This window comes from Sulfitobacter sp. LC.270.F.C4 (assembly GCF_032922545.1).
Lineage (GTDB): Bacteria > Pseudomonadota > Alphaproteobacteria > Rhodobacterales > Rhodobacteraceae > Sulfitobacter > Sulfitobacter profundi.
In genome coordinates this window covers 2235842-2248955 of record NZ_CP136692.1, presented here as the reverse complement: position 1 = coordinate 2248955, position 13114 = coordinate 2235842, and the positions used below count along the sequence as shown (strand labels likewise).

The 13114-nt window shown below is 61.7% G+C and carries 13 protein-coding genes and 1 pseudogene; 8 read left to right on the top strand and 6 right to left on the bottom strand.

Going from position 1 to position 13114, the window contains the following annotated elements; all coding sequences use genetic code 11:
• Nucleotides 1-7: 7 nt before the first annotated feature.
• From R1T45_RS14895 to R1T45_RS14885, 3 genes and pseudogenes are all read right to left on the bottom strand, one after another.
• Nucleotides 8-1151: pseudogene (locus R1T45_RS14895) on the bottom strand (acyl-CoA dehydrogenase family protein).
• 81 nt (nucleotides 1152-1232) lie between these two features.
• The gene (locus tag R1T45_RS14890; RefSeq protein ID WP_317389457.1) at nucleotides 1233-2342 is read right to left on the bottom strand and encodes a carboxylate-amine ligase; all 1110 of its coding nucleotides are present in this window, start codon (nucleotides 2340-2342) and stop codon (nucleotides 1233-1235) included.
• Nucleotides 2343-2394: 52 nt separating this feature from the next.
• On the bottom strand, nucleotides 2395-3894 hold the full coding sequence (locus R1T45_RS14885) for a CoA-acylating methylmalonate-semialdehyde dehydrogenase (protein ID WP_317389456.1): 1500 nt from the start codon (nucleotides 3892-3894) through the stop codon (nucleotides 2395-2397).
• Nucleotides 3895-4004: 110 nt separating this feature from the next.
• On the opposite strand from R1T45_RS14885, the gene R1T45_RS14880 reads away from it, so the two are divergent.
• From R1T45_RS14880 to coaD, 3 genes are all read left to right on the top strand, one after another.
• Complete coding sequence (locus R1T45_RS14880; RefSeq protein WP_132443533.1) at nucleotides 4005-4925, top strand: LysR family transcriptional regulator; 921 nt, start codon at nucleotides 4005-4007, stop codon at nucleotides 4923-4925.
• A 61-nt stretch (nucleotides 4926-4986) separates the two neighbouring features.
• On the top strand, nucleotides 4987-5421 hold the full coding sequence (locus R1T45_RS14875; RefSeq protein WP_067941819.1) for a CBS domain-containing protein: 435 nt from the start codon (nucleotides 4987-4989) through the stop codon (nucleotides 5419-5421).
• A gap of 132 nt (nucleotides 5422-5553) precedes the next feature.
• Nucleotides 5554-6051 carry a pantetheine-phosphate adenylyltransferase gene (gene coaD, locus R1T45_RS14870; RefSeq protein ID WP_067629160.1) on the top strand — a complete coding sequence of 166 codons (498 nt, stop codon included), beginning with the start codon at nucleotides 5554-5556 and terminating at the stop codon, nucleotides 6049-6051.
• 318 nt (nucleotides 6052-6369) lie between these two features.
• Here the strand turns inward: coaD and R1T45_RS14865 are convergent, their stop codons facing one another.
• Together R1T45_RS14865 and gap are read right to left on the bottom strand one after the other, a co-directional pair.
• Entirely contained in the window at nucleotides 6370-6513 is a 144-nt protein-coding gene (locus tag R1T45_RS14865; RefSeq protein ID WP_162931831.1) for a hypothetical protein, read from the bottom strand.
• 59 nt (nucleotides 6514-6572) lie between these two features.
• On the bottom strand, nucleotides 6573-7574 hold the full coding sequence (gene gap, locus R1T45_RS14860) for a type I glyceraldehyde-3-phosphate dehydrogenase (protein WP_317389455.1): 1002 nt from the start codon (nucleotides 7572-7574) through the stop codon (nucleotides 6573-6575).
• 218 nt (nucleotides 7575-7792) lie between these two features.
• On the opposite strand from gap, the gene R1T45_RS14855 reads away from it, so the two are divergent.
• The gene (locus R1T45_RS14855; RefSeq protein ID WP_132443532.1) at nucleotides 7793-8767 is read left to right on the top strand and encodes a DUF808 domain-containing protein; all 975 of its coding nucleotides are present in this window, start codon (nucleotides 7793-7795) and stop codon (nucleotides 8765-8767) included.
• Between the two features lie 82 nt (nucleotides 8768-8849).
• Here the strand turns inward: R1T45_RS14855 and tkt are convergent, their stop codons facing one another.
• Nucleotides 8850-10865, bottom strand: a complete 2016-nt coding sequence (tkt, locus tag R1T45_RS14850; protein ID WP_317389454.1) for a transketolase — start codon at nucleotides 10863-10865, stop codon at nucleotides 8850-8852.
• Between the two features lie 329 nt (nucleotides 10866-11194).
• On the opposite strand from tkt, the gene R1T45_RS14845 reads away from it, so the two are divergent.
• The 4 genes from R1T45_RS14845 (at nucleotide 11195) to rpiB (ending at nucleotide 13001) form a co-directional block, all read left to right on the top strand.
• Nucleotides 11195-11725 (top strand): hypothetical protein, encoded by a 531-nt coding sequence (locus R1T45_RS14845; RefSeq protein WP_067629153.1) that lies wholly within the window; start codon nucleotides 11195-11197, stop codon nucleotides 11723-11725.
• Nucleotides 11725-12117 carry a cell division protein ZapA gene (locus R1T45_RS14840; RefSeq protein WP_067629152.1) on the top strand — a complete coding sequence of 131 codons (393 nt, stop codon included), beginning with the start codon at nucleotides 11725-11727 and terminating at the stop codon, nucleotides 12115-12117. The genes R1T45_RS14845 and R1T45_RS14840 overlap by 1 nt, the downstream gene beginning before the upstream one ends.
• On the top strand, nucleotides 12114-12449 hold the full coding sequence (locus R1T45_RS14835) for an MliC family protein (RefSeq protein ID WP_317389453.1): 336 nt from the start codon (nucleotides 12114-12116) through the stop codon (nucleotides 12447-12449). The genes R1T45_RS14840 and R1T45_RS14835 overlap by 4 nt, the downstream gene beginning before the upstream one ends.
• A gap of 102 nt (nucleotides 12450-12551) precedes the next feature.
• Nucleotides 12552-13001, top strand: a complete 450-nt coding sequence (gene rpiB, locus R1T45_RS14830) for a ribose 5-phosphate isomerase B (protein WP_067629151.1) — start codon at nucleotides 12552-12554, stop codon at nucleotides 12999-13001.
• The last annotated feature ends 113 nt before the right edge of the window (nucleotides 13002-13114 follow it).

The following is a 13114-nucleotide window of genomic DNA, read 5'->3' as shown; positions in this document are numbered from 1 at the left end:
GGGGGCCTCAGCGGTTCTTGAGCATGTCGCGGGCAACGATCACGCGCATGATCTCATTCGTGCCCTCAAGGATTCTGGTGCACCCGTAGGTCGCGGACCAGTTTCTCGATCCCGTAGTCGGCAAGGTAGCCATAGCCGCCGTGCAACTGCAGACATTGGTCGACGACCTTGCTGCCGGTCTCGGTCACGAATTTCTTGGCCATGGCGCAGAACTTGGTCGCATCCGGCGCGCCAGTGTCGAGCTTCCACGCCGCTTGGCGCAGGAAGGTGCGCGCAGCTTGCAACTCGATCTCCATATCGGCAAGGCGGAATTGCAGCCCCTGGAACTGGTCGATGCTCTGGCCAAAGGCTTTGCGGTCGCCCATGTACTCCAGCGTCTTGGTCAGCGCAGTTTGCGCGGCCCCGAGCGAGCAGGCCGAGATGTTCAGCCGCCCACCGTCGAGGCCCGCCATCGCGTATTTGAAGCCTTTGCCCTCTTCGCCAACAAGGTTCTCCGCACCGACCTTGCAGTCATCAAACTGCACCAGCGCCGTCGGTTGGCTGCGCCAGCCCATCTTGTCTTCCAGCCCGCCAAAGCTGAGACCCGGCGTGCCATCCTCGACATAGACTGTCGAGACACCCTTAGCGCCGTCATCCGACGTACGCACCATGGTGACATAGGCATCCGAATAGCCCCCGCCTGAGATGAAAGCCTTGGTGCCGTTCAGCGTGTAGCCGTCGTTTGTGCGCGCGCAACGGGTCTTGAGCGCCGCCGCATCTGAGCCGGAGCCCGGTTCGGTCAGGCAATAGCTCAGCACGGTTTCCATCGTGAGCACCTTGGGCATCACGCGTTCTTTCATCTCGTCACTGGCAAAGGTGTCGAGCATCTTGGCGCACATGTTGTGGATCGACAGGAACGCCGCGACCGAGGGGCAGGCCATCGACAGCGCCTCAAAGACCAGCGTGGCGTCCAGACGTGTGAGCCCCGCGCCGCCGGTCTCTTCAGAGACATAAAGCCCGCCGAACCCCAATGCGCCGACCTCTGGCCAAAGCTCTTTGGGGATGGTGCCGTCTTTCTCCCATTGGTGGGCGTGGGGCGCGATATTCTCCTGCCCGAATGCATGGGCCATGTCGAAAATGGCGGTCTGTTCCTCGTTCAATGCGAAATCCATCGCGGCTCCTCCCTGAAGTCATGTGTCCTTGGAACTGAACACTTGTTTAATTCTATCAGCCGAAAGGTGCCGCAACAAGCGTCACAGATCGGCGTGGTATTCCTCGATCAGATGGCGCACGACGGCCTCGCCGCCCTTGCCCTCGGGCGCTTCGGCCCAGACTTTGCGCTGACGGTCGGCCGATGTGCCCTTAGCGACGACATCGCGCAGGGCGCAGACCTCATCGAGACAGCGAAGCGCTTCGGCGTCCTCGGCCAGCAGTTCGACGATCTCTTCGAAAAGGGTGTCAAAGCCCTTCATCTTTTGATCGCCAAAATCGATTAGGCTGTCACGCGTGCCATACCGTTGGGCACGCCAGCGGTTTTCGGAGATCAGAAAACGGTCATATTTGCGCCAGCTCTGGTTCGCGTCGCGCAGCCTAAGGAGCATTCGGCACAGCGCTTGGGTCAGTCCGGCCAAGCCCAAGCTATGGGCCATGCGCGGCTGCACGTCGAAAATACGCGTCTCCAGCGTCGGGTAATGAACCGACGGGCGCAGATCCCACCAGACTTTCGAAGCGTCTTCGATAATATCCAAGTCAACGAGCGTATCGGTCGTGCGCTGATATTCCGCCCAGCTGTCAAACTGCGGCGGCAGCCCGGTGCGGGGCATGTTGTCCATCACCGACATGCGGTAGGAGGCAAGTCCGCTGTCTTCGCCCTGCCAAAAGGGGGAGGACGCGGAAAGCGCAAGCAGATGCGGCAGGAAATAGGAAAGCTGCGGCATCAGGTCGATCCGCAGATCGTCGCCTTCGAGGCCAACATGGACATGCATGCCACAGATCAGCATCCGCCGAGCGATGTTTTCCAATTCGCTTTCAAGCTGGGTATAGCGTTGTTTTTCCGTAGTTTCCTGCGCCTTCCAATCTGAGAACGGATGGCAACCCGCGGCAATCGGTGCGAGATTGTGCTTGTCTGACAGTTCGGCAATTGTGCGGCGCAGGTGGCGCAAATCTTCGCGGGCCTCGGCCACAGTCTCGCAGGGTTTGGTGCCGATCTCGATCTGGCAGGCAAGAAACTCGGGGCTGACCTGATCTTGCAGCGCCTCTCGGCAGGCGGTCATCAGAGCGTCGGGCACATCGGCCAGTGCCAATGAATCCTTATCAACGAGCAGGTATTCTTCTTCGATTCCGATGGTGAACGTGGACTGCATGGCTCTGGCCTCCGGCAGAGGCCGGCCGCCCGAAGGCGGCCGGCGGGATGGATCACTCCATCACGGGGATGGAGAACTCGCCACCCTCTTTAATGCCCGACGGCCAGCGGGCCGTCACGGTCTTGGTGCGGGTGTAGAATTTAAACGCATCCGGGCCGTGCTGGTTCAAATCGCCAAAGACGGATTTCTTCCAGCCGCCGAAGGTGTGATAGGCCAGCGGCACCGGGATCGGTACGTTGATGCCGACCATGCCGACGTTGATCCGGTTGGCAAAGTCACGCGCGGCGTCACCGTCGCGGGTATAGATCGCGGTGCCGTTGCCGTACTCGTGGTCCATGGCAAGGCCGATGGCCTCTTCGTAGGTCTGGGCACGCACACAGGTCAGCACGGGGCCAAAGATTTCCTGCTTGTAGATGTCCATGTCCTTAGTCGCGCGGTCAAACAGGTGCGGGCCGACGAAATAGCCGTTCTCATAGCCCTGCAGTTTGAAGTCACGCCCGTCGACAACCAGTTCTGCACCTTGGTCGATACCGGACTGCACCAAACGTTCGATATTGGCCTTGGCGGCAGCGGTCACAACCGGGCCGTAGTCTACGTCATTGCCGGAGGTGTAGGGGCCGACTTTCAGCTTTTCGATGCGCGGCACCAACTTCTCGATCAGACGGTCGGCAGTCTCATCGCCCACCGGCACGGCCACGGAAATCGCCATGCAGCGTTCGCCAGCGGCACCGTAGCCCGCGCCGATCAGCGCGTCTGCGGCTTGGTCCATATCTGCGTCGGGCATGATGATCATGTGGTTCTTGGCACCGCCGAAACACTGCACGCGCTTGCCGTTGGCACAGCCGGTGGCATAGATGTATTCGGCAATCGGGGTCGAGCCCACAAAGCCCACCGACTGGATCACGTCATGGTGCAGGATCGCATCGACCGCTTCTTTGTCGCCATTGACGACTTGGATGATGCCCTTGGGCAGACCGGCTTCTTCCAGCAGTTCGGCCAGCATCAGAGGGACGGAGGGGTCACGCTCGGACGGCTTGAGGATGAAGGCGTTGCCGCAAGCGATGGCGGGGGCGAACATCCACATCGGGATCATGGCAGGGAAGTTGAAGGGCGTGATGCCTGCGGTCACACCAAGCGCTTGGCGCATGGAGTACATGTCGATGCCGGGGCCGGCGCTGTCGGTGAAATCACCTTTCAGCAGTTCGGGTGCGCCGATGCAGTATTCCACCACTTCAAGACCACGCTGGACGTCGCCTGCGGCGTCGGGCAGGGTCTTGCCGTGCTCACGGCTCAGCGCCTCGGCCAGTTTGTCCATGTCGCGGTTCAGAAGGGCCACGAATTTCATCAGCACGCGGGCGCGGCGCTGCGGGTTGGTGGCGGCCCATTTGGGCTGCGCAGCCTGGGCGTATTCCACGGCTTTGTTCAACTCGTCACCATTGGCGAGCGGCACTTTGGCCTGCACTTCGCCGGTGGCGGGGTTCATCACATCGGCAAAGCGCCCGGAGGTGCCTTTGACATGTTCGCCGTTCAGGTAGTGGGTCATCTCTTGCATGATCGGTCTCCTCTTTGGTTGGCGGTACGATAGCCTTGCAAAAAGCAATGGAACAGAGGAAGGATGGCAAAACCGTCTTGCATTTTTGCAAAGCTCGGGGAGGCGAAGAAATGGATCAGAATTGGGACGACCTGCGGTTGTTTCTAGCCGTGGCGCGCGAAGAGAGTTTGTCGGGCGCGGGCAAGCTGCTGCGGCTTGATCCGGCAACGCTGGGCCGTCGCATGGCGCGGTTGGAAAAGGCGCTGCAGACCGTGCTCTTCGTCAAATCACCCCAAGGCTATATGCTGACCGAAGCGGGCAGTGACCTGATGCAGCGGGCAGAGCGGGCCGAGCAGGCGATGCGCGCCGCCACCGCCGGGGTACCGGTGCAAAGCGATCAACTCTCGGGGCAGATCCGGGTCGGCGCGCCCGATGGGGCGGCGAACTATCTGTTGCCGCAGGTCTGTGCGGCCATCGCGGCAAAAAACCCCGATCTGGACGTGCAGATCATCGCATTGCCGCGCGTCTTTAACCTGTCCCGGCGCGAGGCGGATATGGCGATCGGGGTGAGCGCGCCCACGGCGGGGCGGCTGGTGGTGCAGAAAGTGACGGATTATCATCTCCATCTTGCGGCCGCGGAAAGCTATCTCGCACGCTACCCCGAGGTGACCTCGGTCGGCGATCTGCAAGGGCACCGGATGGTCGGCTATATCCCGGATATGATCTTTGATCGGGAGTTGGACTACCTCGCCGACCTCGGCATCAGCCGCGTGGCCTTGGCATCAAATTCCGTCTCCGTTCAGGTGCGGATGATCCAACAGGGGGGCGGGATCGGCATCGCGCATGACTTCTCGCTTGCCGCAACCCAAGGCGTGCGGCGCATTCTGACGCAGGCCGTCAGCCTCAAGCGGGCCTTTTACCTGATCCGCCATGCCGACGACCGTCGCAACGCCCGGCTGGCGGCTTTTGCCGAGGCGCTGGCCGCCGGGCTTCGGGCCGAGACTGCCCGGCTGGAGGCCGAAGCCGCGCAGAAGACTGCGCCAAAAGCTTGACATGAAAGGATTTCGCGGTGACGCTGGAGGGGACTTTGCCCTGCATCAAAGGAGGCGCCAGATGCTCGTATCGCAGATTCTCAAGACCAAGCCCGATGGCAAGGTGGTCACGGCCAAACCCGGATTGGCGATCTCTGAGGCGGCGGCGATGCTGGCTGAAAAGCGGATCGGGACGCTGGTGATCTCGGCCGATGGCAAGACGCCGGATGGGATTCTGTCTGAGCGGGACATCGTGCGCGAACTGGGCCGTTCGGGCGCGGGCTGCCTGCAGCAGGCGGCTGAGAGCATCATGACCCGCAAGCTGGTGACCTGCAGCCGGGACGATCGCTCTGACGCGGTGTTGCAACAGATGACCGACGGACGGTTTCGCCATATGCCCGTGTTGGAAGACGGGGAACTCGTGGGGCTGATCTCTCTCGGCGACGTGGTCAAGGCGCAGTTGCAGGAACTGTCGATGGAGAAACAGGCCCTCGAAGGCATGATCATGGGCCACTGAAGCGTTTTCAGGAGCCACGACAGGGCGGTTCTGCGGACTGACCGCGGGGCAGTGCTACCGCTAACCGACTTGCGCTTGCGGCGGTGAAATGCTTGGCTGCGCCGCAACGCAGCAGATACGCAGGACAATTACATGCGCATAGCCCTCTACCCCGGTACGTTTGACCCGATCACGCTGGGGCATATCGATATCATCCGCCGCGCCGCCCGTATGGTCGATCGGCTGGTGATCGGCGTGGCGATCAACCGCGACAAGGGGCCGCTCTTTAGCCTTGAGGAACGTGTCGCGCTGATCGAAGCGGAATGCGTGCAATTGGCCGAGGAAACCGGCGTCGAGATCGTGGTGCACCCTTTCGAGAACCTGCTGATCGACTGCGCGCGCGATGTCGGGGCGCAGACCATCGTGCGCGGTCTGCGGGCCGTGTCGGATTTTGAGTATGAGTTCCAGATGGTTGGCATGAACCGGCAGCTGGACGATTCTATTGAGACGGTCTTTCTGATGGCCGAGGCCACCCATCAGGCCATTGCCAGCAAACTGGTGAAAGAAATTGCGCGACTTGATGGGGATGTCAGCAAATTTGTGACCCCAGCGGTGAACGAAGTGCTGATTGAGCGCTTTGCGCGGAAGTAGCGTCCTGAGTAGAGGGCGGGCCGTGTGCGGCGCGGTTCTGCGCGGTATTTTTAAAAGGATGAAGGGGAGGGGCGTGGCGCGTGAGTGGCGGCCGCGTCTTTTTGTCGTCAGCGGCGTTGGGCGGCTATGATAACGGCTGGGGCCAGCATGCCGTGGGAGACGCCCCCTTCGTTGTCAAACCTTGGCAAAACCTACAGTAGATTGCCTTGGTGCAGCGCCGTTTGATCGGTGGCGTGGTGGAAATCGGTTGAGACCAGTTTTCGGTTCGTGACCGATAGCGATGGGACAGAAAAGAAGGAATTTGCGCCGCGGCTTGCCTTACCGCCAGAAGGCAACCCATTCGATCAATTCAAAGAGTTTTTTGCCGAGATAGATCATATGGTCCGCGCCATAGGCATAGAGGTCGACCAGCATCGCCCCGGCGATGACGAGGGCCAGCACGATGGCGATGGAATTGGTCATGGCGCGGCTCCGGGCGGGGGTTGGCCTGATATTACAGCCACGCCCCCGCCGTGCAAGCCTTAGCCCAACCGGCCCATGGCAACGGCCACATCGGCCATGCGGACCGAGAAGGCCCATTCGTTGTCATACCAACCGAGCACGCGCACGGTGCGGCCTGCGACGACGATGGTCTGGTCGGGGGCGAAGATGCAGCTTTGCTCCGTATGGTTGAAGTCGATGCTGACTTTCTGTTCGGGATCATAGGCCAGCACACGTTTCATCGGGCCATCGGCAGCGGCACGGGCGGCGGCGTTGATCTCTTCCACCGTCACGTCGCGGCTGGCTTGGAAGGTCAGGTCAACGGCGCTGACGTTGGGGGTGGGCACGCGCATGGCGGTGCCGTCGAGCTTACCTTTGAGCGCGGGAAGCACTTCGCCTAGAGCTTTGGCAGCCCCGGTGGAGGTGGGGATCAGGGCCATGGCAGCGGCGCGGGCGCGGTAGAGGTCATCGTGGCGTCGGTCGAGCGTCGGCTGGTCGCCGGTGTAGCTGTGGATCGTCGTCATCAGGCCGCTTTCGATGCCCACGGCGTCGTGCATGACTTTGGCCAGGGGCGCGAGACAGTTGGTGGTGCAAGACCCGTTTGAGATCATTCGGTCGGAAGCGGTCAATTGGTCGTCATTCACGCCGTAGACGATTGTCTTATCGACATTTTTGCCGGGCGCGGAGAGCAGTACGCGTTTGGCGCCGTTCTTAAGGTGAACGTTGGCTTTGTTGCCGTCGTTGAACTTGCCGGTGCATTCCAGAACCACGTCACAGCCGGACCAGTCCAGTTCTTCGAGGTTATAGCTCGACATCATCTCGATGTCGTTTTGGCCGAGGTTCATATAGCCGCCGTCGACAGAGACTTCGCCGGGAAAACGGCCATGGACGGAATCGTATTTGATGAGATGCGCGGCGGTGCTGAGCGGGCCAGTGGCGTTCACCTTGATCACTTCGATGTCATCGCGCCCCGAGGCTGCGATATGGCTGAGGGTGCAGCGGCCGATGCGGCCAAATCCGTTGATGCCAACTTTGATGGTCATGGTGCATTCCTTGTCATGGGCCGCGCGATCGGGGGCCGTATGTCGGGGTTGCGGGCTCTATATCTGGGGTAGGCAGTCAGGGGAAAGGGGCAAAGCTAAATGATTTCCGGATGTTAGCGTTAAACCTGCATGTTAGCGGTAAAGGTCGCTCCGGCTTCGGACTTGCCAGATGGGCTGCACATGCTACTTCGGTTGCAACACGCAAAAAGGGGCATGGAATGAGCGGTTTACTGGCACTTGTGGATGACGTGGCGGCGATCGCCAAGGTTGCGGCGGCGAGCGTGGATGACGTGATCGGGCAGGCGGCCAAGGCGGGCTCGAAGGCGGCGGGCGCTGTGATCGACGATGCGGCCGTGACGCCGAAGTATCTGCATGGGTTCAAGGCCGAGCGTGAATTGCCGGTGATTTGGCGGATCACTAAAGGCTCGTTGCGCAACAAGTTGGTGTATCTGCTCCCAGTGGGGCTGCTGTTGGCGAATTTCGCGCCATGGGCGATTCCGCCTTTGTTGATGCTGGGCGGGGCTTACCTGTGTTTTGAGGGGGCCGAGAAGGTTGCCCATGCGCTTGGCTGGGGGCACGGGCACGAGGATTATCCCGATAAGGAGAAGGTCGTCGAAGACCCCGCACAGCTGGAAGAGAAGAAGGCAGCAGGCGCGATCAAGACTGACTTTATCCTCTCGGCGGAGATCATGACAATCGCCCTGTCCGCGATCCCCGAAAGTAACTTTTGGATGGAAGCGGCCACGCTGGCGGCGGTGGCGGTGATGATCACTATCGCGGTCTATGGCTCCGTCGCTTTGATCGTCAAAATGGATGATCTGGGGCTGGTGATGGCGAACCGGGGGCGTTTTGGCCTGACGCGTAGCGTGGGCCGCGGGCTGGTGCGCGGGATGCCGGGGTTCCTGAAACTGCTCACTGTTGTTGGCACGGCGGCCATGCTGTGGGTCGGCGGGTCGATCATCATTCACGGGTTGGAGCAGATGGGCTTTGCCGCGCCCTACAACTGGATCCACGACATCGCGGTCGCCGTCGGTCACGCGGTCCCGGCCCAGTTCGAGGGGGCGGTCGAATGGATCACCACGGCGGGGATTGATGGGCTCTTTGGTCTGGCGCTTGGTCTGGTGCTGATCCCGATCGGGGAAAAGATCGTCACGCCGATATGGCGCAAGGTCTTTCACAAGGCCGCTGTGTAAACCGCAGGCCAGAGGGTAGAACAACGAAAAGGGGGCGACGGATAGTCCGTCGCCCCCTTTTTTGTACCATATGATCCGTGGCTCAGAGCAGTGCTTTGGCTTTCTGAGCGACATTCTCAGCAGTAAAGCCGAACCGTTCGAACAGTTCTTCGGCCGGGGCAGAGGCACCGAAACGGTCCATGCCGACGAAATCGGCCTTGCCGTATTTGCCGCGCTCGCCAAAGAGCCACTGGTCCCAGCCCTGACGCATGCCTGCCTCAACGCCAACACGCACGGCACCACCGGGCAGCACGCGCTTGCGATAGGCTTCATCCTGCGCGGCGAAAAGTTCCATACAAGGCATAGAGACGACGCGGGTGCCGATGCCTTCGGCCTGCAGCAGATCACGCGCGGCCAGTGCCACATGCACTTCCGAACCGGTGGCGATCAGGATTACCTGACGCTTGCCCTCGGCATCGGCCAAGACATAGGCGCCTTTTTCGGTGAGGTTGTTGTTCTTGTGCTCAAGACGCACGGTCGGCAGGCCCTGACGGGTCAGCGACAGAACCGACGGCGTGGTTTTCGAGGTGAAGGCAATCTCCCAAGCTTCTGCCGTTTCCACCGCGTCGGCGGGGCGGAAGACATAGGTGTTGGGTGTGGCACGGCTGATCGCCAGATGCTCGACCGGCTGGTGGGTCGGGCCATCCTCGCCAAGGCCGATGCTGTCATGGGTCATGACAAAGGCCGTGGGGATTTGCATCAGCGCCGCCAGACGCATCGAAGGACGCGCGTAGTCGGTGAAACACATGAAGGTGCCGCCATAGGGACGGATGCCGCCGTGCAGCGCCATGCCGTTCATCGCCGCCGCCATGCCGTGCTCGCGGATGCCCCAGTAGACATAGCGCCCGCCGCGGTTGTCCACGTCGAAGACGCCCAGATCGGAGGTCTTGGTGTTGTTCGAGCCGGTCAGGTCCGCCGAGCCGCCAACCGTTTCGGGCAGGATCGGGTTCAGCACTTCGAGGGCTTTTTCGCTCGCCGCGCGGGTCGCCATTTTGGGCGCGCTCTCGGTGATCTGCTTTTTGAAGGCTTTGACGGTCGCGCTCATCTTTTTGGGCGCGTCCAAAGCCAAGGCGCGGTTAAATGTCTCGCGCTTGGCGCGGGGCATCTTGTCAAAACGCTCTTCCCAGTCGCGGCGCGTGTCGGCGCCGCGTTTGCCGATCTCTTCCCATGCGGATTTCACGTCAGCGGGCACTTCGAAGGGGCCGGTTGTCCAGCCGTAGGCCTTTTTGGCCTCGGCCATCTGGTCGGCGTCTGTCAAAGCGCCGTGGCCTTTTGAGGTGTCCTGCGCCGCGTGGCCCAGAGCAATATGGGTCTTGCAGGCGATCATCGTCGGCAGGTCAGTGGCTTTCGCCTCGGTTAGGGCCGCGTCGATCTCATCGGGGTTGTGGCCGTCGATCTCGATCACATGCCACTGCGCGGCTTTGAAACGCGCGACCTGATCGGTGTTGTCCGACAGGGTCACCGGGCCGTCGATGGTGATGTTGTTGTTGTCCCACATCACGATGAGCTTGCCCAGTTTGTGGCGGCCGGCGAGGGTGATCGCCTCTTGGCTCACGCCTTCCATCAAGCAGCCGTCGCCCGCGATGACATAGGTGTGGTGATCCACGACCTTTGCCCCGTACTGCGCGCGTAGCATTTCTTCGGCCATGGCGAAACCGACCGAATTGGCGATACCTTGGCCGAGCGGGCCGGTGGTGGTTTCAATCGCGTCGGCGAGAAAGTTCTCCGGGTGCCCGGCTGTGCGCGCGCCCATCTGGCGGAAATTCTTCAGCTCTTCGATGGGGAACTGCTCGTAGCCCGTCAGGTGCAGCAGTGAATAGATCAGCATGGAGCCGTGGCCCGCAGACAGGATGAAGCGGTCACGATCAGGCCAAAGCGGGTTCGCCGCGTCAAACTTGAGGTGCTTTTCGAAAAGCACGGTTGCCACATCGGCCATGCCCATCGGCATGCCGGAGTGGCCCGAATTGGCGGCGGCGACGGCATCGAGGGTCAGCGCGCGAATGGCGGTGGCCTTGGACCAGTGATCGGGGTTTGCGCTTGCGAGGGCTGTCAGATCCACGGGGCGTTCCTTTGCGGCTGTGGCAGATTGGGCCTGTGCATACCAGCGATCGGGCAAAGTTCAAGCACAACCGGGCGCCAGAAGCGGTGTGCGGTACGGGCAGAGGTGAACTCTGCGCCTCAAGTCGCTGAAACGAAAGGGGGGGCGCAATTTGCCTGCGCTTTGGCTAGGATTGCGGAAACCGGCTGATCCGGGCGATTCGCGCGCGTGACATTGCGTGGGCTGCGCGCTATCTGCCGAATATGGCGGCCATAACGGGCCGCCGCCACGGGGCACGGCAGGCGAAAACGCCGCCGATAGAGCAGGACGAACGAGGAGACTTCATGCGGATGAGTGAACTTGAAGAATATCAACGCCGCATCACGGCCGCGATGGACCGGATGGCGAAGGGGCTGGATCAGCTCAACGCCGCCCCGGCCGAGCCGGATGAGGATATCGTGCAGGCGCTGGAAGACGAGCGGCAAGCCAACGCTCAGCTGACCGACCGGGTCAAAACCCTGAAGGAAAGCCATCAGGACGAATTGACCGCCCTGCGCGATCAGATGGAATTCAACAATGACCGGGTGACCCAGCTGGATATGGACGTGCAGCGTCTGCGTCAGGCGAATGAGCAGTTGTCGGCGGCCTGTGAACAGTTGCGCTTGGCCAATGCCGAAGGGCTGGCCGACCCCAAGTTGATCGACACCGCCGTTATTGCCGAGCTGGAAAGCCTGCGTGCCACCCGCGCCATTGAGATGGCCGAGATTGACGCCGTGTTGACTGCGCTGGCACCTCTGGTCGAAGACGGTGAGCCCGAACCCGAAGCACCCGCCGAGGATGACCGCGCCGAAGAAGAACCCAAGTCAGGAGGGGCCGACTGATGCCCGAAATACGGATCACCATTGGCGGCCGCCAGTTCGAGGTCGCCTGTCAGGAAGGTGAAGAGAGCTATCTGCACGCCGCCGCCAAGATGCTGGACGATGAAGCCCGCGTGCTGAGCGATCAAGTGGGCCGCATGCCCGAGGCGCGGATGTTGCTGATGGCCGGTCTGCTTTTGGCCGACAAAACCGCCAGCGTCGAAGACCGCATCGCCGAAGTGCGCGCCGAATTGGCCGAGCGTGAGGCCGAGTTGACCAGCCTACGCAACACCAAGATCGAGCCGGAGCGTATCGAAGTGCCCGTCGTGCCGCAGGGTGTCAAAGACACGCTGGCCGAGATCGCCGCACGGGCCGAGGCGCTGGCCGCCGAGATCGAAGAGAAATCTGGCAAATGAGCACTGGCATCAGGGCAGCCCTCTGCGCGCTGCTCTGGGCCGCGCCCGCGGGGGCCGAGACCACCGCCATGACCTATCTCTGTGACCGTGGGGTATCGGTGCCGGTGGTCTATGTCCCCGATGCCGATCCCGCTATTGCGGTGCTTTATATCGAAGGGCGGCTCATCCATTTGCAGACCATGCCCTCCGGCTTTGGCGCGCGATACGGCTGGCCTTCGGATGGGTCGTCCTATGAATGGTGGGAACATCAGGGCCGTGCGCGCCTTGGCTGGCACGAGGGGGCCAGTGACGCGATGACGCCGATCTATACGGACTGTGTGCCGCAAGATTGACCCCATGCGGGATTGCGGCGCGGGCGGCAATATGCTCTGGGGGGCGCGAAAAGTGCCCCTTGGGCGCTGGCTTTTGCGACCTAACAATCAGGACACCCTCCCATGACCGTGAAACCCCGCATCATCATCTCAAGCGACCATGCCGACATCGCCCTGCGCCAAGACATCGCGCGCCATGTGGCCGAGCGCGGTTTTGAGGTCGAAGACATCGGCCCGGCAACGGCAGAGAGCACGGATTACCCCAAACACGGCGAAGCCGCCGCACGACGCATCGCAGCAGGGGAGTTCGACCTTGGCATCCTGATCTGCGGCACGGGGCAGGGCATCATGATGGCGGCCAATAAGGTCAAGGGCATTCGCTGCGGCGTCTGTGCCGATACCTTTTCGGCCAAGATGATCCGGGCGCATAACGACGCGAATATGCTGTCGATGGGCGCGCGGGTGATTGGGGCCGGGCTTGCGCTTGAGATCGTGGATGCCTTTCTTGATACCGAGTTTGAAGGCGGGCGTCATGGCCGCCGCGTCGATATGATCACGGCGATTGAAGACTGAGGTTAAGGTGCTGCCGGGGCGCGCCCGTTTGGGGTGCGTTCGGGGCGGTTTTCGACACCGATTTTGCAGGGCGCTATCGCTGGTGGTGCAGCGCGGGGCGCCTGCAGGTGCCG